Genomic DNA, 24,708 nt, shown 5'->3' with positions numbered 1-24,708 from the left:
ACTAAAGGAGGTGGACTAATTGTTAAATCAAAACTTTAATAATGCTTTTTACGGAAAGACAATTTTAATTACTGGACATACTGGTTTTAAAGGTTCTTGGTTATCCCTATGGTTGAATGAATTAGGTGCTACTGTAATCGGATATTCATTGGATCCTAAAAATAAAAATGATAACTTTAACATTACTAACCTTCAAAACAATATAATTGATATTCGTGGAGACATTAGGGATTTTAATAAATTAAATAAGGTTTTTACAGATTATAAACCTGAAATTGTATTCCATTTAGCTGCCCAACCTCTAGTTAAGTATTCATATGAATATCCTAGAGAAACATACGAGGTAAACGTTGTAGGAACTATGAATGTACTAGAGGCAATTCGATTACATGAATCAGCTAAAATAGGAATTATGGTGACAAGTGACAAGTGCTATGAAAATAAAGAATGGCCTTGGGGTTATCGTGAAATTGATCCTATGGGTGGCCATGACATATATAGCTCAAGCAAAGGATGCTGCGAACTTTTAATTTCTTCCTATCGAAATTCTTACTTTTCAGAAGAAAACTTTTCTCACCACAAGAAAATAATTGCAAGCGTTCGAGCTGGTAATGTAATTGGTGGTGGTGATTGGTCAATAGATAGAATTATTCCTGATTGTATACGAGCATTAGAATCAAACAAAAAGATTATTATTAGAAACCCTACTGCTATTAGACCCTGGCAACATGTACTAGAACCCTTAAGCGGGTATTTACTCCTTACAGAAAAAATTATAAATAATGGTATCCTTTATTCAGGAGCATGGAACTTCGGGCCATCCTTAAGCAATATTGTTCCAGTAGAAAAATTAGTGACAAGTTTACTAGATATTTGGGGCTGTGGGGATTGGACAGCAGAAAATATAGGCGCAATAAATTTTCATGAAGCAAATTTACTAAATCTTGACATTAGCAAAGCAAAATTCAATCTTGATTGGCAACCAAAATGGTCCCTACAACAGACTTTAGAAAATACAATAGAATGGTATAAACATTATAATTCTTACACCAGTTCTGAGATGATAAATCTATGTATTAGCCAAATCAAACAATATTGCATGCTTTGAACTACTCCCACTTACTCATACTTGCTGTGAGTTCCTTATGGAGGGAGTCTTCTTGGTTAAAATAATAAAAGACACATTAATTTTTATAGTCTAAATTATAAACCTACTATACCTAAAATGATGTGATTGTCCATTAACAAAGATTTTATTTCTTCGATTATTTCAAATCAACTATTGACATTATACTGAAGAATAAAGGAATCACATATTTTTCTAGTGATTCCCTTGTTATGAGAAAATACTGTCTTGCTTTAACGACAATACAGTATATGCGATTATTAATTTATTTGTTCTAGTTATGAGAAAATCTATTCCTGTCAAAAGAGCTTTCTTCAAAGAAAAACTTCCTATTTTCTTCTACTTACCCTACCCGAAAAGTAACTAAGTTGAAAATTCCAATAATTATATCTACTATTATAGAATTATACTGAGCTTTAACAATTTTATAATTATCCCCTTCTTGTAGCTATTCCACTAAAGTTCATGCTTATGATTCTCTTATTTATTATCACCAATGTCGATGAATTCATGCATTGCTTATTCTATACACAAATTGCTTTTTGAATTATCTTTTCAGAATAAGTAAAGAAGGCTTTCTCTTTTATGCACTTCTCCCCTACCAGTCTTTAATTTTCCTTTAATCAACATTTAGAACAAATCTTCCAATATAATAGTACATCTTCTATAAAACAAAACCATAAGTAAGATAATTTCACTATTACAAATAATGAGATAGTCTGTTTCACCTTTTTACATTATCCAAAAGAAGAACTTGTAGAAATTCTTACAAGTTCTTCTTTTGTTTTCTTTATTCTTTTCTTATTTACATACGCAAGATTTATACATTTGGTGGTGATACATACTATATGTATCCGATAAAATAATTTAAAAATTAATACGTAATTGATCCGTTTTAAGAAAAGAAAATTTCATAAATCTTCAATCACAGTTTCTAAGTTCACCTGATAGAACGTATAAAGACTCATATTATCTTTTGATAATTTTCGGCTGTTTTATTATGAGTATATTCGACATAAATTGATTATTTTTTCTGAATTTTCTTGAAAAATATTGTAATATCACTCCATTTTTTCTTCTATTTTGTTATGATGTTTATAATTAAATTGGATTAGGATTTTTTTAGAAAATGGGGGCGTATATTATGAGTGTTTCAGTAAAGGGAAATGAGCAATTAACCTCTCTATTGAACGACTGGTATCGAGCAATGCTATCTCAACAAGTTATAAAAGCTACTAATCTAAAAAAGAAAATTGATGAAAAAATTAATAAGTTAAGCATTGAACCGGATCAAGAACATCAGGATCAAAATTTGTTACTATACTATTCACTACTCGAATTTCGTTACAAGGTCTTAACAGATAGCCTTGGTATTCAACAAAATAGTTTTGATACTATTAGCGATTATGATATGCCTACAGATCAATTTCTACGATTCTATTATCACTTTTTCAAATCCATTCATTCCACTTTTATATCAAATTATACTGAGGCAGAAGAACATTATAAACTAGCAGAAAAAATATTGGTAGCTATACCAGATGAAATTGAACATGCTGAATTTTACTATAGAATTGCTACTTTCTATCACCATACCTATAACAATCTCGCTTCTATCGAATACGCAAATAAATCGAGAGCAATCTTTTCAAAGTATGAAGGTTATGAGGTAAAAACAGCCTTTTGTAATAGTTTACTAGGTGGTTGCTGCATCTATTTAAAACAGTACGAACAAGCAGAAGAATATCTACATTGTGCAATTGATTTACTACAAAAAAATAGGGAAGAAGATTCCTTGTTATATGTAAAAAATACTATGGGGTGGCTGTATTCTGATCAAAGTATGTCTACTTTAGCTATTCGTCACCTTTCAGAAGTAACAGAGAAAATCCCTACACACTTCAAGGCCATCTTCCTACAAGCTAAGGAACATTATAAATTAGGAGAACAATCAACGGCCAGCCAACTCATTGATAAGGGATTACAGATTTGCAGAAAAATTCATAACGAAGAATACACACACCACTTCTCTATTTTAAAAAGATTAAACGAAAATATTCCATTGGAAGAATTAGAAAAAATCATTCAAGAAGGAATCTTATACTTTAAGGAAGAAGAATTATGGGAATATGTTGTCGAATACGCTGAATTATTTGCCACAAAATGTAGACAATTAGAGAACCACCAAAAAGTAAGTGACTATTTCCATATTTGTTATCAAGCAAGACAAAAATCAATTGCAAAAGGAGTGTTAAAATAATGAAAAAAATTAGCTTATTATTATCAGGCATTGCTTTTATTGGGGTATTAACGGTGGGAATTTTTCAGTTTTCTAAAACAGATCAGCTTGCTACTCATGGGCATTATCCTGCTCCTTCATATAGTGTTGGCGATTATGGTGGTGCACCCCCACAAATTTAATGTAAATGTATTTAAAAACCCTCCAAATGGAGGGTTTTTAAATGGGTTTTCTGCCTGTTCAATACGCGCATAGAGAGTATATATTATACTTATTTACTATGCATTTCCACTCTGTAACAAGATTCTAGCATTCTCTCCTAGAATCTCAACTTAAATCTTAAATCCACCAATTAACTCTTGAAGTTCTTCTGCCATCTGTGCTAATTGTATTGCTGAAGAATTTATCTCTTCCATAGAAGCATGTTGTTCCTCAGATGAACCAGCAATCGTTTGCATACTTGAAGAATTCTCTTTTACAGCCATAGCTATTTGATCAATCGATGTATCGACTTTCATTGCATCAGTAGTCATTGTATTAGATAGTTCCACCATACCATGCACTTTTGACACAATATCATTTGCAGATTTTGAAATCTCATAAAAACTTTGCTTTGTATCGTTCGCAACTTTAATTCCCGACTGTACCTCTACTCCCACTTCATTCATAGCTTTTACAGTCTCATGTACGTCTGCTTGTATTTCCTTAATTAAGCTTCCAATTTCCATCGAAGATTCGGATGATTGCTCTGCTAGCTTCCTAACTTCATCCGCAACAATTGCAAACCCTCGACCCTGTTCTCCTGCTCTAGCTGCTTCAATTGCTGCATTCAATGCTAATAAATTTGTTTGTTCCGCAATATTTTGAATCGCTTCTAATATACTTCCAATTTGTTGCGATTTCTTATCTAATAATTTTATTACATTATCGGATTGAGAAACAGAGTGATGGATAGACTGCATTTGTGCTACAGTTTGTTCTACTAATTGTTCACCTTCATTGGCTTTTTGTTTTGTGTATATGGATGAAGCCGATACTTCAGATGCATTCTCAGCTACATATTGAATATTTCGTGTTACCTCACCAATTAATTCAGCTCCAGACTCAACTTCATTATTTTGAACTTCTGCACTGTTCGAGATTTCTTCCATCTCTTTTGTAATTTGTTCTGTCGCAACACTTGCTTGCTCTACACTAGCAGTTAGTTCCTCAGAAGACGCAGCTACATGTCCTGCAGATGTGTTAATTTGAGAAATAATATTACGTAACGACTCTGCCATTGTATTGAAACTACCACCTAATTGACCAAGTTCATCCTTTGAACGAATATCTATTTTCTCGGTTAAATCTCCTTGACTAATTCTTTGAGCTGAAATGACTAATTGTCTTAGTGGAGTAATTATAGATCTGAGTATGAATAGAATTACAATTCCACCTAACAATAATGAAGCCCCTATTATAGTGAACGTTTTATAAAAAATAGGATTAGTAGCTTCTTCAATTTCTTTCGTAGGCATTACGCCAGCTATTTTCCAACCTGTTTTTTTATTTGTCTTAAAGCTTATGTTTCGATCTTCGCCATTGAGGCTATAAGTAATTACTCCATCTTCTGTCTTGTACAATTCATCCGCTAAAGTTTTCTCTAATTTCTCTCCAGGCTTTAGTGATGGATGAACAACTATAGTTTTATCTTGACTAACTATAGATACAAATCCTTGCTTTCCAATTTTTATCATTTTGGATGTTTTTACGATATCTGTAATATTCAAATCTACGCCAATGACACCACTTTTATCTGCATTTTGCTTTGCAATTGCAATTACCATATTTCCTGTAGACTTTGATTTATAGGGAGATGAAACAATAATCTCTCCATTTGCTTTTACTGCATCCTTATACCAACTACTTTCTAACGGATTAAACCCTTCTGGTATTTTACCAACAGGTGCATGAATAAATTGATTGTTACTGGATGCCGTATAAATCGTTTCTATCTCTGGATGTAACTGTATATATTGATCAAATTTACTCTGTACATTTTGCGATTGTTCAGGATTATAATCCCCTTGTGTGAGTACCTTTGCAAAATGAGTGACATCTGTATGCTTATTTTCTAATTCATCATCAACAATCTTGTCTAAAATACTTATATTATCTTTTGCTGATTGTAGAATTGTTTCATTAAGATCTGTTTTTGCTTTATTATAAGATGATACTCCTACGATAAGGCTTGGTATAATTAATATTGCTATAAATGCCATAGACAACTTCGTTTTAAGCTTTATTTGTCCCAATCTTTCTTTTATATTAAACACTAGATACTTCTCCTTTTCATTTTTACTACTTATATAGTTTATTTAAATTTTATCCTATATTTTCCCATATTCATTTATGGTACCATTCGAAATGAAATCACAATTACATCCTATCATCCGCACTTTACCATTTAGCGATTTAAATTTCACAGGCAGAGTTTTATCTGTCCTCCTTTCGAATATGTTTTTTTCTAGATTCAGCAATTATTAGACTACGAATTATTCCAAATAAATTGGATACAACATATACTTCATTTTAAAAATAATTATTGGATTTGTTTGGATAAAAATCTAGTTTAGCGCTAATCCAATCAGATGAAATCCTTACCATAATAAATTAACTAAAACATAAATTCTAAATAGCTGAATAAAATAAATTAGAGAATTACATTGTAACACGTATATACAAGTTTGTAATATTAAAATTTAAAACTTTACTATATTTCATATGCAATATTACATGTGAAAAGCCCTATTTTTTTTGTTATACTATGCATGTGGATTTTTCATTCAAAAATCTACCCAAACGCATATTTATGTATATGCCACCCTAATTGATGAAAGTGAGAAGAATGTTTATCATTTTTCTCACTTTTTTATATTTTAACTGTTTGGTTGTACAAAAATCTTTAGACATTTTATATTTAAATCTTAATAATCTACACCTGTGAATAGTATTATAAAAATAAACTTACAAAGAGAATTAAACTTCTAAATTTAATCTTTGGAATCATTTATTTTCTAAAAAACAATCCCACATCTTTATCAACTCATTTTAGAATATTCAAACAATAATTTTATATACATTACCTGCATAAATTATTCTTTTTCTTTTATATAAGACTTACTTTTTTACTTCTGATAAGTTATTAAACATTGGATTATTATACACGTCCCCAAAAACATGAGGTATTTTGTAGAATTTTGTCTATCAATATGTATGTACACCCTTTTGTAGTGGATATAGACTGTGAGGTGTAAGGAGATACCTTACAAAATAATAAAAAGGAGATTATAGAATGAGTAGATTAACAAAATTCTCAAAGTTAGTATTTGCAACTTTAATCGCGGGAAGTAGTTTAAGCACAATTGTTTCGTCACACAGTGTACAAGCTGACACCTTAGATCCTAATTACCAAGACACTGTAAAATTTATATCACCTTCTAGTGCTAGGCCAACATTGGAACAAAAAAACACTATTGTTCCAGATGCAAAAGTTGTTAAAAACCATTATGTAAAGTACTCTAAAGCACATTTCCAAACTAAAGAAAGTATACCAAAAGAGATGTATTATTCTTCAGAAGGCTTTAAGGGCTATATACAGGCAAGTACCGTTTGGGATATGGGAGATCATTTCGCAACACTATATTCCGGAACCGTTATTCGATGTTAGACTTTTAATCCATTCTCTCCTAATGCTTAAAATGATCACTAGCTCACTGCCAATACTGTAATATCTATTGTTCAAAAAATAAACCACAAAATCCTTCGATTTCATGGTTTATCAAATATAAAGATAATGCTAAACGAATACTCTAACATTACCTTCCCCAAAGTTAATTATAGAGTATTTTCAAAAAAAAGACACTCTTGTAGTGTCTTTTTTTTATTATTTAAAAAATTACACCTACTAACATCTTATTGTTGAGACTATTCATTTATTTCAATATGATACTTTTTCATCTCGTATATGCAATAGACAATGATAGCTAAACTCCAACTGACACCATAATAATCATGTGTGTAGAAGTCATATCCCGCCTTAATACCTTTCTCTATTACAACAAATGTAAATCCTAAAGCCACCCATCTGTTAATTTTCATCTTAATAAACGTTAAAGAGATAATTATTAAAAATAAAATATTTGTAAGATGATTTATCATTAGCTCATATTTTTGAATGTATACTGCCATCATACAAGCAACGATATTAGTCGCAATGCCAAAGGCAATCATCGCCTCCCAAACCCTGTCCGAAAGTCCCATTCCTGAGTCAGTCCCTTCCTAAACAAAAATCCTTTTATTTAATTCGTTCCTTCACCCTATTCAAGGTATGCTAAATTATCCTTGTCTGATGAATATCTATTTATCTTTTCATATAGAGCAAACAAAATCTTTACTCATAATTTTTTCTTTATTAGGAAAACTATGTATAAGCCGTTTGAACTAGCGGCTTCACTCTTCTGGTAATGGGGTAGCAATTTATTGAATTGACTAACTCATTCAACCCACTAGCACCGGCAGGCAACAAAATAGTTGTCTGCCATTTTCATGTATACTTTTTCTAACTTTATTACAAACCAAGTGTGTGTTGTACTAATTTCAAAAAGGACAGAATGTCATTTTTGAAATTGTAAAAAATAAGGTCCTGTCTACTTTTGGTATAGGACTTTTTCTTTTCACATATACTATTTTTGAACCTGTTTACCAATACGTGTCCTATTGGTATCTTGAATTCCTCCTAAAAAGGGCTGCAGATACGAATGCATGCCCTTTTATTTACATTGCTACTCTATATTCGATAAAATAATTAAAAACTCAAATATAATATTACATATTTTTCTATTTAGAATTATATTAAGATTTACTTCATAGTCGAATTATGGTTTAGTGTATAATTCAGCAATATGTAAACTGTTTACCTAAAGAAAAGGCACCCAAAAGTGCCTTTTCTTCTTTTAATCTAAAAAACATTTTGCCTTTTCAGTAAGATCCAATTATCCCTCTAATCTAAACCTCATATTTAATCACGGTACTCAAGAGTTTCCATCTATTTCAATATGCCTTATAGTTTAATTTCAAATCAAATTTCCAGCAATATATTTGCTTTCTTACAGATTTCTGTCTTTTTCTTAATTCTGTCAAAATCCTCATGTAGCTATACAAAGAATATATGCTATTATGATTTTGAGAAACTATGCGTTCCCTTAACCCTGTATTTGACCCTGTATTCATTACAGGGTCTTTGTTTATTTTATTTACTTTTAGTTAATACACACCCAATTTCAGTTAAAATTGTTTAAATGTTAATTAATTTTTAAAATAATATATCTATAAGCTCTTTTAGTAAATAAAATATAATATTAGACATATATAACCAACTTGTGGCCATTATTAGTTTTCTAAATATGCACTTCATTAACACTATACAAATAGTGCTAACTATCTTAATTGAATATTAGTAATAGTAAGTATAAACATTATCAATTTACTATATATTACATTTATGTAAAAATAGATGTATGTTAAGCTTATTCAAAATCTTTCCCCTAATAAAGATTTGAAGTAGCATTTCATGATTCTCCTTACTGTTAATATGCCTTGAAAAAGAACCCTATAGGGTTCTTTTTCTTTTCATTATAACCTCAGTAAGTGCTTATTTAACATGCAAAAAGGCCCGCTAATTATTTGCAGCCCTTTTACACGTTAATATACACTTGTATTACATACTTAACAATTTATTGTATTAGGTATTTATACAAACTAAACATGCTATTATCATTTAGATATATAACACTTCAAAGTTTAGAAGTATACAATAACAAATCTTTCCCAGCTTCCAGCTACATAACTAGTAGCTGTTAATTCTCTACCACCATTTGCTGATATATATCTACCATTACTTAGTGCTTGTAATACATATATCCTATTGTCTCCACCATTATATAAGATAAACTTTTCCCATGCACCAATTGATGTACGATCTGCTACTACTCTACCATTTGGCTCAAACGAAACATACTTCCCATTACTTTTAGCTTTTAAAGCGTACGTATATAATTCCCCAGTCGAAATTAATTCAAATTTCTCCCATTCATTAACTGCATTACGATTTGCTATTATATTTCCCGAAGGCTCAGCCGAAACATATTGTAAATTTGCTGCCTGTATAGCAACTGTCCAACTTCCATTAAATAAATTCACGCCTTTTAGTGAACCTGCTTTTGATAGATTGGCTGCCGATACATCATTCGATGGTGTAATCATCACTATCATTAAAACCATCGACAACACCATTAAAACTAACCTTTTTGAGATTGTATTACCACTTGCACGTGTTATGAACCTTTTCATTCCCATTCCTCCCTTAATATACATAGAACTCATATATATCATACCGAATATGTAAAATTTTGTAACACTTGAGAGGATTTATCAACAAATACCTTACTATTCTGTTTCTTTTTTCTCAAATCTATAGCAATTAAACATGTATCAATTCTCAAGCACATTTTTTAAATTATTTTCCCCCTGATAAAAAAACGTAGAAATTTTTGGAAATGAAAGTATATACAAAAGAGAGAGTATTTTCATTTCACCTTTCTTTAAATAAAAGCCAAATAGCCGTTCATAATGAACGACTATTTGCATCCAACTAATACTTAGAATGTTTTTCATGTTAATCTATTTTGTTTAATCCCGTTGAAGTAACTTGATAGGTTCTTTTTTTGCCCATATATTCTTGTTTATTATTCTCAAGATTAATAAGTGTAGCGCGTGTTTTTTCCTTTACTGCTTCCCCTTCTATATGGGTAAACTCAATGTAATCTCCCACTTTTACGGGCACGGTTTGGCTTTCAGCAGTTTGTTGTCTATTCCCTACTATTTCCTTATTGTACACAACACCACCATTTGAATTCTTTACTGTAATACTTGCATACGTATTATTAAAGTAAGAATGTGGTACGCCTGCTTCTAAATTCACCTGCATTTTCTCTGTTGTCCTATTATAATCTACTTTTGCGATTTCTCTATCACTATATCCTTTTAAAGACCACCCAAAATGATTTCCATCTAAAACCGTTGTTTCTGGCATTTTTTCTACTTTCTTCAAGCCTTCTTTTGTAACTTCGTACATGCCTTTTTTTCCAAAACTTTCTTGTTTACTGTTACCTACATTTATTAAAGTAGCTCTATGCACACCTTCTAGATGTGTCAGCTCAACATAATCCCCTATTTTAACTGGAACTTTTTGCGATTCAGCATTTTGTTGTTTGTTCCCATAAATATCTTTATTGTATACTACTTTTCCTGATGCATTTTGTACTTTAATACTCGCATATGTTTCATTAAAATAATGATGTGGTACGCCTGCTTTTAAATCAATTTGCATCTCTTCTGTCGACTTATTAAAATTGACTTTTGCAAACTCGAAATCACTAATTCCTTTTAGTGACCATGCAAACTGGTTTCCTTCTAAAATATTATTTTCATTAGGCATATCTGGTTTAATTGGATTAGAATCCGTACTCTTCCAAATCTCTGCTGTTAAAATTGGATATCCTAATGCAGCTACTTTTTGAATAGTATCGTTATTTGGACGTAATCCCCACTTCTCAAAGAAAGGAATCAAATTTTGTTTGGCTACTTTTGATGCTGAAATCATAAATAATTGTTTTTTATTTTCATCAGTTTGTGGAAGTTCACTTGAAGGCATGTCTCTATACAATTGATGCAATTTAGGATAGAAATCCTCTCCATATGCTAGCTGTAGTTGCCAAAGCATAACAAGCTTAACAAAAACATCACTAACTTCGTCATAATTTTTATTAGGTTGTTCTAAGTATTGAAATGCCTTAGTATAAGCACCCTCTTGTTGCAATCTAAAAGGTTGATTAGATGTAAATGCTTTTTCTACAGAAAGGCTGTATATATTATTTTGTACTTCTGTCATATTATAAAATTTCCAAGGTGATTGCTGTCTCAAATGCCCTGCCTCATGCCATGGACCCCAACCATCTTTTATAAATTTATTAATATCTAATACATATTGAATTGCATCTCCTACATATGCAGTTCGATAAGAAGTCGCATACATATAATAATCGGGAGAATGATTTTCTTCTACGTAATGAACATAATGTTTATCTACTTGTTCTTCAGATAATCCAGCTACTTTGTCTTGAATTCGAGTAGCTTCATCCATCTTTTTTAAGAGTTGTACAGGATCTGTATTAGAACCCAACAAATATTTCTTAATACGTGCAGGACTGGCCGTAATTAATACACGTTCTCCTTTTAACTCCACTGCATGTGCATTTGGATATTGGTCCAGCATGTTAATTAAATCTTGTTTCGTATGCTTTCCTAGTTCAAAGAAAGGCGTAGTCGTTCCACCTGTTGTAATTGTTGTTCGAATGGTACCACCTTGTTGTTTATTATAAAAATAAATCATCCCCCCATTTGGAGATTGGATTGTGTTTATACCTGGTTTTAATGTAAATGATTTTATCTTAGAATCTTCTCTCCAAGAAGCATCATATGAATACGTTCCAATATATACCTGAATATCTTGATTACCTTCTACATTAATCGTTATTTGTTCATTTGGTTTTGCATATAAACCAGTTGGTTCATATGGACTAAATGCCATACTTTTTCTTTCCTGTTGTTTTATTAGCTCAACATCCCCTTTTCCTGGGACTGTAAATGTTCTATTTTCTGATTTAACTGATTTTTCACTTTGCAGTGATGTCGATAAATTTTTTTGCTGCTCCTTTTGCTCCGCAAAGACATCTGATGAAGAAATCATTCCAGTCGCAAGCATAGTTACTGTAGCAGTAGCTGCAAGTATTTTTCTAGTTTTATATTTTGAATTATTCCCCATATTATCTCCTTCATTTTTCCTTAGTACTCTTAAGGATTTTTTGTTTTCTTCTTCATGTTTTTACAATCTAAACTATTCATACTATTTAAGTTGTATCTATTACTCTATATTTTTTCATAAACATCTCCTTTTCTTTATTTATTATTGTATATAAATGTTATTTGATGACACATTAAATAACAACTTTACGATAAACTCATCGATAACAGCTTATTATGTTTTGATTCTGTATTCTAAACTTCCATCCGATTGGAGAAATATATCCAATTGGAGAAATCAGTAAATAATTTTCAACATTTAAGGGTTGGAATCTCACAAAAAATTCATAAAAATTTTTCAGTTTAAAGGTCAATTCAATTGCAACTATATTTGTTTAAACTTCCACCTTTTTTGAAAAAAAGCATCTAATTCTACTTGAATTAGATGCTTACATTTAGTCCTTAGGACAAATATTCTAAACTATTTATGTGGTTGTAAATCTTTTTTTATTACTTCCCAGAGTGAATTATCTTGAGGCACCGGTTTACCCTCTTCATCCCATTTTATTTTTCCTGTTCCCAATTCATAATTCATCCCTGTCCATGTGTCTTCACGGAATGCATAGAATGATTTATGCCAACCTTTTTGGTTGAAGATAGAAATAAGATCTTGCATGTATTGGGTAGCTCCCGGAACAGTACGGTTAATTCCAAACTCCTCTGCAATAATTCGATTAGATGATACATGATTTTTCTTAGACCATTGTTGGATTGGCTTCAAAAATTTCTCTAATCCCTGCTTATTCCACATTACAGGTTTCTCTAAGTCTCCTACTTTTACTAATCCTGGATATTGATATTCTTTATTTTTCTTTTCACCTTGACTCGTTAATTCATATGGTTCATACATATGAAATGCGTAAAGCGTTTTTTTATCCTTTACTGGTTTTAAATATTTAAAAGCCCATGGAGTAGCATATAAACCTGAATCTAAAATAATTGGTGTTTCTTGGTCTACTTCACGAATGGAATTGATTACTTTTTGATACAATCTGTTTAAATCCGCTGTCGTTCCCTTCACTTTTGCATACCATTTCTCGTAATCTTCTGTCCAAAAATCATTATATCTATTATTTTTAGCTGTTTCTGGATGTGGTTCATTTATAATATTATAACCCACCACCGCAGGATAATCTTTTAATTCCAGAGCAAGGTCCTTCCAAAATTGACTTGCTTGTTCTTGATACCTCTCTTCTTCCCATATTCTGTCGTCATTCTTGTTATTATTAAATTGGCGCCATCGATCACCAGGTAAAGATAACATTGTAAGAACAACTTTCATTCCTTGTGATTGTGCGGCATCTAAATCCGCCTTTAATTTTTCTAAATCCTCCTTTACTAATCCCTGATAGTTATCTGCATTACCTATCAGAAAATCCTTTCCAGAAGTATCTGGTTTATCCTCAAATAGAAAATCTTTATCTTTTGCCCATTTATCAGGTGCTAAACGTACATATTCAATATTAGCTTCTTTTGCACTTTTATAGTTTTCAGGTAATGACGTACTATTCATGAAATTAGTACCCTTTCTTTTCGAATCCCAAAAACTAATTTTCGAATCGCCCTTGTGGTATGTATCAGCTCTTACATTCATTTCCTGTACTCCAAAACTCATCATGCCTAATAACGCAACAATTGGCAAAATTTTTTTCACAACTTTTCCTTCTTTCTCTTTATATTTAACACACATAACATACCTTTGTTTTGTTACAGGAATATGGCAAATTTCCATAAAAGCCTTTTTAGTTTATAAGATCGCAGCGTATTCATAAAAATGAATGAGATAATTAGAACATTGCTTCATTTTCAAAGAAACAAAAAAGGAATCCTTTACGGATTCCTTTTTGCAATTCACTCTTTTTCAAATGGTACATTTTGCACCTACTTTTAGTATACCTTATAATTCCCATAAAATAAATAAGATTAACTGAAATTCACTTCAAATTGTGATAGAAAACATAATTAAGAAGCGCAGATAACTAAATATTATCCCTTTTATTAAATAAAAAAGATTAAATAATTCCCCCTCCAAACTAGGACCCCTTTACACTTTTTACAAATATTGCTATAATTAGATAAACCAAAGCATTACCCCATTAACAAAGGGACTCCATAATTGGAGTCCCTTTGTTAATTAGCTATTAAAAATGATAGCATGTGATTATTGTATAATTTCTTCCTTTTTTAGATCTGCATATTCTTCTACGAAATCCCATAAACCTTGCTTTTCGAAGTAAGAAATACTTTTTTCACTTCTTCTAAGAGTTTAATTGCTTCATCTTCATTAAGAGAACGTAAAATATTGAAATGATATACATACTCTTCATTTCCTAATTCCATACAAACTGCTAATCCTTTTTCAAATTGCTTTAAGAATATACAAGCTGGCTCTAATTCTTTTTCACAAGAAGCAACTTTCACCTCATATCCCATTAACCCAAAATACAAGAAATATAGATACTTATTTTACTTTCAAAGGCTGAAACCTTGCTGCATAACTCCTGAAAATAAAGTGAAAAGAGGTTCAAATCCATATGGATAGAACCTCTTTTCACTTTATTTCATACATATACTGATTTTTCATTTATTCATTTTGTATTGTACTTAAAAAAACAATAAATTCATCATCATTTACAGGTTTACTGTAGTAATAGCCCTGAATTAGATAACATGCATTACGTTGTAACACTGTTAATTGTTCTTTCGTTTCTACCCCTTCTGCTATGACTTTCATGTTTAAAGTATGAGCAAGTGAAATAATGGTCTGTATAATTTCACCTCCATCAGTAGAAGTTCCAATCCTATTAACAAATTCTCTTGGAATTTTCAAAGTATCAATTGGATAAAGAGGTAAATACGCTAATGAAGAATAACCTGTACCAAAATCATCAATTGATAAATGTACACCAAATGATTTTAATGCTTTTAACTTTGATAAAGTTTCTTTTTCATCTACCATGGCGATTCGCTCTGTTAATTCCAAATTAATCGAATTAGCAGGTACTCCTATCTCTTCTATGGTATATATAATGGTTTGAACAAAATCTTTCTGTTCAAACTCTATAGCTGATAAATTTATCCCCATCTTTAGATTTGAAAAGCCCGCAGAATGCCATTCTTTCAGTTGTCGACACGCTTTCTGTAACGTCCACTTTCCAATTGAAATAATCTGCGCCGTTTCTTCTGCGATAGGTATAAACTCAAACGGAGAAATCAGCCCAAGTTCTGGATGTTGCCAACGTATTAAAGCCTCTGCACCAATAACCTTACCTTCCTTACTGTCAATTTGTGGTTGATACAATAAAAACAACTCATTATTTTCAATTGCATTTGGTAAATCCTGTTCTAATCGTAATCGACGGGTTACTTTTTGAGATAATGTCTCGTCATACATACAAACAGCATTGTTACCTTTTTCCTTTGCGCTATACATAGCGATATCAGCGTGTTGTAAAAGTGTAGTAGTATTTATTCCTCCAAATGGATACACTGCTATTCCTATACTAAGAGATAAGTAAAAACTATGCTGATTTACTACGAATGGTTCTTCAGTTATAAGAAATAGAGTTTTACACAAATTCAATAGCTGTTGCTCTGTTTGGTTATGGACAATGATTGCAAACTCATCACCACCTATTCTTGCTAGAGGAATTGTCGGTGAAAGACATGTCCTAAAACGTTTGGCAACTTCTTTTAAAACCCTGTCACCAATGGAATGGCCCAGTGTATCATTAATAGTCTTAAAGCGGTTTAAATCAATATACAGGAGCCCAAATTTATCCTGTGTTTTTTGCACACGCTTAATGGATCTATCTAATTCTTGTTGGAAGAATATACGATTTCCAATCTCCGTCACCGTATCATGGAATGCAAGGTAGTTTATCTCATCCTGTTGTTGTTTCATCCTCGTTATGTCTTTTACCATTACATAACTCCCAAAAGTTTGACCTTCTATCATAATAGGAACTATAGTGACATACCAAAACAGCATGTCCTTCTCATTGTTATTTTTCACACGCAACTGTAGTGAAGATGAACTACATCGTCTCCCTTTCTTTATAGCCGCTTCCAATTCAGATTTATCTTCATCTAAAAAAATAGAGAAGCACTCTTTCCCTATTAATACAGCACTGTCTTTTCCTAATAACATACTTCCAGCCTGGTTTATATTTAATACGATACCAGTTGAATCAATCGTTAAAATAGGATCCGGATGATACTCATATAATGACTTAAATCTTTCTTGATTTTTTACCAAATCATTAGATTTGTTTATTAAATCCCTTGTTCTTTGAGATACTGTTTGTTCTAATTGATTATTAAACACTTTTAATGTTTCAGTTAAATCTTTGTTTTGCATTCGTACGATTGTATGACGAATCAGTACAAATACAAAAGCAATACAATTTCCCGTAATCAATGTAGCTGAAGACGTTTGCTCTTTCAAAGTAAAGCCAATTAAGACTGCAACTGCAAGATAAGGGAATATGCCAAGAAGTTTCTCTCCAAATGTCGGATTAATAATAAAATAATTTCTTTTAGAAGAAGCATCCTTTGGAATTGTAGCAGCAATAGCAATAAATAATAGGAAAACTCTATACAAACACCTTAAAAATATAACTGAACGCTCTGACAAATCACCTTGTAAGTAAAAATACAAATAGTCCGTAATAGCTAATCCAGTTAATACTAGGATAAAAATATACAATTTGCTTTTTGCATTGAAAATAGCAGGTCGAAAGATTAGTGTAACTCCAAGTAATAGAAGTAATAAATCTATAATCGGAAAAATAAATGAGAGAAAAACATCTCCAATTGATAAGAATAAGATATTTGCAGAAGGTTTATTAAATAAATACCACTCTAATGTAAAAATAGCAGTAACAACAATGCATAAATCACAAAGCAAATATGCTTTCTCCCATTTATTACATTCCATCATGATTTTATAAAAGAACGCAAAGAGAAAGAAGAATAAGAAAAGCAACAAAAATACATCAGAGATATTAAAATTTTTTATTGGTAATTCTACATTAAGTACTTGAAAAGCAGATATAAAATTCCCTATCAAGAAACAACCTATCGCAATAATAATGCACACCCAGAATACTCCTAACTTAATTTTTCTGGATAATATAGAATACAGTAGTGAGATAAATACAGTAGTTTCAACAACTAAAGATGATAGTCGGATATTAAAATCTGATACGAAATAAAGACTTGGAAAAACAAATATAAATATAAAGCAAAAGCTTATATAAGCTATTAAAGCCAATATCAATACATAAAATTGCACATATGCATGTTTACGCAATGGACTCACCTTCTTGAGTTTTTTCTATACTTTTATTAAAAAAATTTCTTGATAGTGGCACAACTCCTACTAAATTTAAATGTGTGTTACCTATTATCCATATTATGACCTTTTTAAAAGATTTCTTTCTACATACAACAGTCTTGCTAACTTTTTGTAGATGTTTACAATTATCAATACCGAGGATTCCAAAAAGGATAAGCTGAAAAATGTAGTTTTTTAAGTATTTGCGCATCGTAAATTTGGCGGGTACAACTTATCTACCCTTTAAATATGAGATAGAATCTAATCCTCTATTGGATTATAGTTAGTTGCTACCTGTCACACTTAAAAAGGAATGAAAATATACTATCATTAACATAGCAATTCGAATTAGTTTACGGAATATACTGTAACTATTATAGTTACAACAAAGGTTGATGTCAATTTCATATCCTCCCTTTTTAACGGACAAAAGACATGACCTATTGAACAAAAATTTGATGTTTATAAAAAGAGAGGTAAAATTTTATCTCCTTACTCAAAGAATTATAAATGATCTAGGATTAGATGAAATTGAAGCTAATATTGCATCTCCCTAAAAAGAATGTTACTCTAAAAATAGAATTATGAAAGGAATGATGGATGAATAATGATTAACTAATTTATATTTTAAGTTGAATTTTATAACTTCAAACTACAAAATATAGGGTTAGTCTATCCATTTTTAAAATTCAGTTCATACTTTATTTGTCATGATTCAAATGATTAATAAGTACTTATTAAGTATAGACGAAAGACTAATCCTTCCGATTACAAATTGGGGGATTTTTTTATTCCCGTTTAGCTTAGTTGAAACTTACTAATTGTTAAATGTACTTCACAAATAAAGGAGCGAGAAAAATGAGTACTTCAGACACTATTGTTACACATGTAATGCTCTATATAAGTCGTTAATATCCATCAAACTTATATAGAGGAATTAAAAAATGGATGGATGTTCCGACTTTATATGAAACGTTTCGATATATAAAGGAGGAATTATTATGTCAATGATAAAGGTCCAAGACTTAACTTTTTCATACCCAGGTAGCTTTGATAATATTTTTGAAAGTGTAAACTTCCAAATAGATACGGATTGGAAGCTAGGATTTATTGGTAGAAACGGACGAGGTAAAACGACATTCTTTAATTTATTGTTAGGGAATTATGAGTATAGCGGGAAAATCCTTGCTTCGGTAGAATTCAATTACTTCCCCTACTCTGTTTCAGATAGGAACAAATTCACTCATGAAATCCTTGAAGAAATTTGTCCCCAAGCCGCAGATTGGGAATTTCTACGTGAGATATCCTATTTAAATGTTGATGCTGAGGTCATGTACAGACCATTTAAAACATTATCAAATGGGGAACAAACAAAGGTGTTGCTTGCTGCACTGTTTTTAAATGCGGGTCAATTCCTATTAATTGATGAACCAACAAATCACTTAGATACAGATGCACGAAAGATAGTCTCTAATTATCTAAGAAAGAAAAAAGGATTTATTTTAATTTCACATGACAGAATCTTTTTAGATGGGTGCGTTGACCATATCCTATCTATTAATAGAGCAAATATTGAAATTCAAAGTGGTAACTATTCTTCTTGGAAGTTAAATTTTGATAGACAGCAAGAGCACGAGAAGGCTACAAATGAGCGTCTACAAAAAGACATAGGGAGATTAAAACAGTCTTCCAAACGATCAGCAAGTTGGTCTCATGACGTGGAAGCTTCAAAAAATGGAACGAGGAATTCAGGCTCTAAGTTGGATAAGGGGTTTGTAGGACATAAAGCAGCCAAGATGATGAAAAGAGCAAAAAACCTTGAATCAAGGCAACAAAAAGCTATTGAGGAAAAGTCAAAATTACTAAAAAATGTGGAAAAAACTGAGTCATTAAAATTGGAACAATTGCAATTTAAATCAAATGAATTGGTTACTTTGGTTGACGTGTCCGTTAAGTACAATGACCAAATTGTGAATGAGCCGATTAGCTTCATAGTTGAACAAGGTGACCGAATTGTACTTGATGGAACGAATGGGAGCGGAAAAAGTAGTATCCTAAAACTACTTCTAGGACATCCGATACAGCATACAGGCTTAGTTACTTTAGGTACAGGACTCATCATTTCCTATGTCCAACAAGATACTTCTCATTTGAAGGGGTCGCTATCAGACTTCATTGAAGAGCACAAGATTGATGAAACCTTATTTAAATCCATTCTAAGTAAGATGGACTTTGATCGAATTCAATTCGAGAAAGATATATCTCATTATTCTGGTGGACAAAAGAAAAAACTGCTTATCGCTAAAAGTTTATGTGAAAAAGCCCATATATATATATGGGACGAACCACTAAATTTTATAGATATCTATTCCCGTATGCAGATTGAAGAACTTATTCAACAATTTAATCCCACAATGGTTATTGTTGAGCATGATAAAGCATTTCAACAAACAGTTGCAACAAAAACTATATCTATGTAGCTCAAAACGAATACTTGAAAATATAATCATTAACTTGAGTCCTTGAACTATAAAAACCTTAATGACGTGTTGAAAAAAGCCTAATTTCTCTACAATACATTGAGAAATTAGGCTTTAAATAGTAATAACAGAATTCATAAATACTGAATAATTTACACGTTAGGTTTATCTGTTAATGCAGTAACAATCCTGTCCACTAAGTCTTCTGGCATCCATTCATGATTTGTATCGTTCGTTTCATTTGGCCCTAAAGAATCAATAAACTTTTTAAACTTTGGAAATAAAACAATAGAAGTGATCCAATGTATCGTATGATTTATGGAGAAGAAATGAAAAACTCCTTGCTTTTCACCCTCCTGTAATATTTCTTTTAACTGTTCAAAATTACCTATGAAATACGGTTTAATCTTTTCTAATCGTGCACTTTCCTTAATAATCTCCTCATATGCCAATGATCCAATTTCAGGGTTCTCTTTTATATGTTTAGTAAAAACCGTTAAATATTCTCTAAGGGCATCGATAGGTTTAAATTGATTCTTCTCAAGAAAATTGGGCAGCTCATTAGCAAGACCATATTTCTTAAACACCTCATAATATAGGTTTTCTTTCCCATTAAAATAGTAAGAGGCCATAGCAACATTCACTTTCGCTTCTTTTGCGATTTCTTGTATGCTCGTACCTTCGTAGCCACGCTCTCCAAATTTTTTCTTAGCAGCCTTTAAGATATTTTCCATCGTCTGCTCTCGAGATTTCCCCATTTCACACACCTCAAATAGTATATATTTCACTTCAAAAACCCAATAAGGACTTTGAATAGAGTATCTTTTTAATGAAATTTAATTATATATTTAAAGTGGTAACTTAACAACCGATGAAGTTCTGATTACTTTAAACAATATCCCCTTGCGTAGCATCAATAGTTTTCAAATACTTTACGCTCTTTTCTAATTGAGTAAAAGAATAGACAAAAAACATCTAATTTTATCTTAATTTCGTGTGCGAATAAAAACATAATAAGGACCAAAGTTTATCCATTTTATAGATAAACTTTGGTCCTTTCGTTACATTATACAGATTTAAAATAAAATGAAACTTTAATCAGCCCTCACCAATCAGGCTTTTAGGTGCAGCAGGGCCCCCACCTAACTTCTTTGCTTCCGCTGAATTTTGAGGTGAGGGGTCTTACTGCCCACAAATAGCGGGATAAACTAGTATACTCGTAGCTTGATGAGAGAATTATCCATCAATCGTCCATCATTTTCTGACTAGATCTGTTTAATCTCGATATAAGGTCCTTTAATGTTTAATTTGTTAATATCATTAGATATATTGCCTACAGTTGATTTTTCATTAAAAGTATAGACCTTTTCACCATTTACAAAGATACCCCAATTCTTATCTTCATAACTGATACCATAACCAGCATTGCTAGACGTAGCTTTGAGTTGATTTCCATTCATTGAAAGAGATAACTTCCCTTTTCCTTTGTTAAGTTTATCATTCACGCTGTTGATACTATTCATTTGTTCTTCAAGGAATTTTTGGTTATCAAGAGTAACTTGATGGTTTTTCCAGTCTAATTTATAGTGGTTCGTAAAGAATTCATTATATGTATCTTTATTATTTGTTCCCCACCATTTTGAACTTACCCACTCAATATTGTACTGATCTGAAATTCTACGATTTGTTATTTTTAAATCTGATGTAGTTTCTGTTTTATCAGCAGTAATAACCGCTACTACGTTTGGAGAAAAACCATATCCTGTTAAAGCTGGTACTGTATCTTTTGAAACAAAATTATTCGTCCCTTCATTATAACTACGTGATTTCATAAATAGTTGATTACCATAGAAAGTATTGAATGAATCACGATTATAAATTCCCCACTCTGGGAAATTAAATGATTGGAATCCTACTTTCCAATTTAATTTCTTATCTGTGTGAGTCTCTAATACCGTTTTATAATCTACTTGATCATAAGATACACTTTCTTTCCAAGCAAAGCTACCTGTGATACTTGCATCGGCATTTGGCCCTTTATCATTTACTCCTACTTTAACACTTCCACCAAGTGTATACCCTACCTCAGAAGTGACCTTTGCTGAAGTCATTGTATTAACTGGGGCAGCTTTATGGAACTGAGCACTATCACCACTTGTTATTTCTGCTTCAGTATGATAAGCTGATGGCCATTTTAAGCCTGCGTTATAGTATCCACTATTAACTGTATATTTAGCATCAATATTACTACCATCAGTGGTCACAATTGCAATCTTTTTATCTGCGTAAGGATCCTCAATAAAAGAAACCTTTATCGAATTTTTGATATTCTGCTTCATGTCATAAGTAGTTTTAAAACTATTATAGACCTTCCCACCATTTTGAAGATTTTCTACAGTTCCTTTAGAATCTGCAAATGCAGATGTTGCTTGTAAACTAAATGATCCAGACATAATAACGGACGCTACCGCAACACATTTAGCTATTTCTTTTGCTTTTTTCATACAGACAGCCACTCCTTCTTAAACATTTAAAAGATATAAATATATTATTTCTAGTTCGCAAAAATAGAGATAGATTCATAGCCATACAATATAGAAATTCATTAACTTTTATGACACTAACTAAAAACACATGTTTCACTAATCTTCCTCTCACTATTATTGATAACTATTATCAATAATATTAAAACATAAAATAAAAATTTAAACAATAATTTTAAATACAAATTTAAAATTATTGTTTAAAAAAATACAAAAAAATTATAGAATTCTTCATTTCGAGAATTACTATATTTTCAATTACTTATTACAGCCTATATTCAGATACATTATTTCCTTTCCATTCATAATAATCTAAAATTCCTTCATAAATGGCTTCTGCTGCAATTTGTCTGCCATCTTCCGTAGATAATTTACTGTAATCAATACCATTATCTATAAACGCCAGTTCCGTCAACACAGCTGGCATGTCATTTTCCCTTATTACATGAAGGTCTCCATGTTTAACTCCTCTGTCTCGTGTTTGAAGTGCCTCTACTAAACGTGTTTGAATTTTTTCTGCTAAAACACGACTTTCTTCCACATGAGGATTTGTTTTTTCGGATTTAGAAGATTTATAGTAATATGTTTCTGTCCCTTTTGCATTACCATTAAAAGCATTTGCATGTACGCTTATAAAGATATCACCCTGATTTTTCTTAGCAAATTTAACACGTTCCTGTAAAGAACTTTTTTGATCATGCCCCGGTCTATTATCAGATTGACGAGTTAATAAAACTGTAAATGGTGTATGCTTTTCAAGTAATTGTTGTAGACGTAAAGAAGTGTCTAGTACAATCTTACTTTCAGGTAATCCCTTTGTGGATTTCCCAGGATCTTCGCCACCATGTCCAGGATCAATAATGATTGTTTTGCTTTCTAATGGGTTTTGGGGACGATGTTGCATCATATCTGTTTTTGCAGTAAGTTGAGCAGCTTCAGCACGTGTTATAAATCTATTTGGTTGCCAACCGTTCTCAGTACCATTGGAAATTTTCAAACCGATTAAAATATTGGCATATTTTTCTCCCCAATGCCCTTTTAAATCTTCAAATTTAACCTGCTCATTATGATTTGCTGCGCTTTGTAGTTTATATGCATTTACTAGCATCGTAGCCATAGCAGCACGAGTTACTTTTCCGGATGGATTGAAGATTCCATTTCCCTCACCTTTAACAATACCAGCTTTTTCAGCAGCAGCAATATACGGAGTAGCCCAGTGGTTTTGTGAATCTGTAAATGATGGTTTTGCATTAGAGTCAATTTGTATACCTAAAACTTTTGTCATAATTTTTGTAGCCGAAGCTCTGTCTAATGAGTCATTTGAACCGAACGTTCCGTCTGGATAGCCATTCAATACCTGTTTATCAACTAAATAATTAACGGATTTGTCCGCCCATGCAGGAACATCTGGGAACTTATGAGTATTTGCAAATGTATTAGATGAGTAGGTTAATAGACTTCCAGCAAGAATTCCTGTAGCAATTAATTTGTATTTCAAAATGTAACACCTCTATCAAATTATTACAATTTGGTAAATATATCATTTATAATTAATCTTTAAATAATACGACCTTGAATAAAGAATAGATTAAGTTGTTTATATTAATATATATCAGATAATAAATTTAAAATCGAATTATTGCTCCAAAAATAATCCTCGGACATACACTTATAGATAAAGATTATTAAATATACTCACCAACATTGTGTAACTAGTATAGTTACTTATACATACGAGTGTCAATTAAAATAACCTTACAATTTTGTAAGATAATCACCTTAATAGTAAATCAAGTAATTATTAAATAATATAAATAGTTACTAGATATAATAAAATAACACTCTTAAATTTTGAACAAAAACTAATTGTTTTGATAGGAAAATAACTTATAACACCCACATTGTTAACAATGCTTTTGAATCCTACTTTACTCTATAATTCTCTGTTATATCCCAACGTGAATGCTCCTATAATATAGTCAATTGCTGCAATGAATATATTCCCTCAAAAAACATCTCCA

General features: G+C 31.4%; 15 protein-coding genes. 5 read left to right on the top strand and 10 right to left on the bottom strand.

The genetic code is table 11. The features are described from left to right. Window positions 1–19 precede the first annotated feature (19 nt). The 3 genes from rfbG to MHI28_RS29740 all read left to right on the top strand — a co-directional run bounded on the left by rfbG (window position 20) and on the right by MHI28_RS29740 (window position 3,547). A complete protein-coding gene (gene rfbG, locus MHI28_RS29750) occupies window positions 20–1,108 on the top strand; it encodes a CDP-glucose 4,6-dehydratase (RefSeq protein ID WP_000934343.1) in 1,089 nt (362 codons plus the stop codon). Window positions 1,109–2,270: 1,162 nt separating this feature from the next. Further along, window positions 2,271–3,386: a Rap family tetratricopeptide repeat protein gene (locus tag MHI28_RS29745; RefSeq protein ID WP_000116956.1), complete on the top strand. Its 1,116-nt coding sequence runs from the start codon at window positions 2,271–2,273 to the stop codon at window positions 3,384–3,386. Further along, on the top strand, window positions 3,386–3,547 hold the full coding sequence (locus MHI28_RS29740) for a hypothetical protein (protein WP_000724107.1): 162 nt from the start codon (window positions 3,386–3,388) through the stop codon (window positions 3,545–3,547). The genes MHI28_RS29745 and MHI28_RS29740 overlap by 1 nt, the downstream gene beginning before the upstream one ends. A 150-nt stretch (window positions 3,548–3,697) precedes the next feature. Here MHI28_RS29740 and MHI28_RS29735 read toward each other — a convergent pair whose 3' ends face one another. Then, window positions 3,698–5,680, bottom strand: a complete 1,983-nt coding sequence (locus tag MHI28_RS29735) for a methyl-accepting chemotaxis protein (RefSeq protein WP_000481863.1) — start codon at window positions 5,678–5,680, stop codon at window positions 3,698–3,700. A gap of 1,019 nt (window positions 5,681–6,699) precedes the next feature. Here MHI28_RS29735 and MHI28_RS29730 point away from each other — a divergent pair. Beyond that, window positions 6,700–7,074 (top strand): hypothetical protein, encoded by a 375-nt coding sequence (locus MHI28_RS29730; RefSeq protein ID WP_000088965.1) that lies wholly within the window; start codon window positions 6,700–6,702, stop codon window positions 7,072–7,074. 257 nt (window positions 7,075–7,331) lie between these two features. Here MHI28_RS29730 and MHI28_RS29725 read toward each other — a convergent pair whose 3' ends face one another. From MHI28_RS29725 to MHI28_RS29700, 6 genes are all read right to left on the bottom strand, one after another. Then, window positions 7,332–7,667 (bottom strand): hypothetical protein, encoded by a 336-nt coding sequence (locus MHI28_RS29725; protein ID WP_000524424.1) that lies wholly within the window; start codon window positions 7,665–7,667, stop codon window positions 7,332–7,334. Between the two features lie 1,539 nt (window positions 7,668–9,206). Beyond that, window positions 9,207–9,755: a fascin domain-containing protein gene (locus tag MHI28_RS29720; protein WP_000819434.1), complete on the bottom strand. Its 549-nt coding sequence runs from the start codon at window positions 9,753–9,755 to the stop codon at window positions 9,207–9,209. A 325-nt stretch (window positions 9,756–10,080) separates the two neighbouring features. Further along, entirely contained in the window at window positions 10,081–12,288 is a 2,208-nt protein-coding gene (locus tag MHI28_RS29715) for a M60 family metallopeptidase (RefSeq protein ID WP_016077401.1), read from the bottom strand. Between the two features lie 459 nt (window positions 12,289–12,747). Continuing rightward, window positions 12,748–14,016, bottom strand: coding sequence for a glycoside hydrolase family 5 protein (locus MHI28_RS29710; protein WP_025989072.1), 1,269 nt, complete (start codon window positions 14,014–14,016; stop codon window positions 12,748–12,750). A 512-nt stretch (window positions 14,017–14,528) separates the two neighbouring features. Beyond that, window positions 14,529–14,759 carry a hypothetical protein gene (locus MHI28_RS29705; RefSeq protein WP_002162674.1) on the bottom strand — a complete coding sequence of 77 codons (231 nt, stop codon included), beginning with the start codon at window positions 14,757–14,759 and terminating at the stop codon, window positions 14,529–14,531. Between the two features lie 151 nt (window positions 14,760–14,910). Continuing rightward, complete coding sequence (locus MHI28_RS29700) at window positions 14,911–17,640, bottom strand: sensor domain-containing protein (protein ID WP_002162673.1); 2,730 nt, start codon at window positions 17,638–17,640, stop codon at window positions 14,911–14,913. Between the two features lie 1,025 nt (window positions 17,641–18,665). On the opposite strand from MHI28_RS29700, the gene MHI28_RS29695 reads away from it, so the two are divergent. Beyond that, window positions 18,666–20,144 (top strand): Lsa family ABC-F type ribosomal protection protein, encoded by a 1,479-nt coding sequence (locus MHI28_RS29695; RefSeq protein ID WP_000061802.1) that lies wholly within the window; start codon window positions 18,666–18,668, stop codon window positions 20,142–20,144. 152 nt (window positions 20,145–20,296) lie between these two features. Here MHI28_RS29695 and hlyIIR read toward each other — a convergent pair whose 3' ends face one another. From hlyIIR to MHI28_RS29680, 3 genes are all read right to left on the bottom strand, one after another. Beyond that, a complete protein-coding gene (gene hlyIIR / locus MHI28_RS29690; RefSeq protein WP_000520485.1) occupies window positions 20,297–20,902 on the bottom strand; it encodes a hemolysin II regulator HlyIIR in 606 nt (201 codons plus the stop codon). Window positions 20,903–21,409: 507 nt separating this feature from the next. Further along, on the bottom strand, window positions 21,410–22,648 hold the full coding sequence (gene hlyII, locus MHI28_RS29685) for a hemolysin II HlyII (protein WP_000709372.1): 1,239 nt from the start codon (window positions 22,646–22,648) through the stop codon (window positions 21,410–21,412). A gap of 304 nt (window positions 22,649–22,952) precedes the next feature. Then, the gene (locus MHI28_RS29680) at window positions 22,953–24,185 is read right to left on the bottom strand and encodes an N-acetylmuramoyl-L-alanine amidase (protein WP_000875666.1); all 1,233 of its coding nucleotides are present in this window, start codon (window positions 24,183–24,185) and stop codon (window positions 22,953–22,955) included. Window positions 24,186–24,708: the final 523 nt, after the last annotated feature.

The organism is Bacillus sp. FSL K6-0268, assembly GCF_038005425.1.
Lineage (GTDB): Bacteria > Bacillota > Bacilli > Bacillales > Bacillaceae_G > Bacillus_A > Bacillus_A thuringiensis_S.
This window is presented reverse-complemented; position numbering and strand designations above follow the sequence as displayed.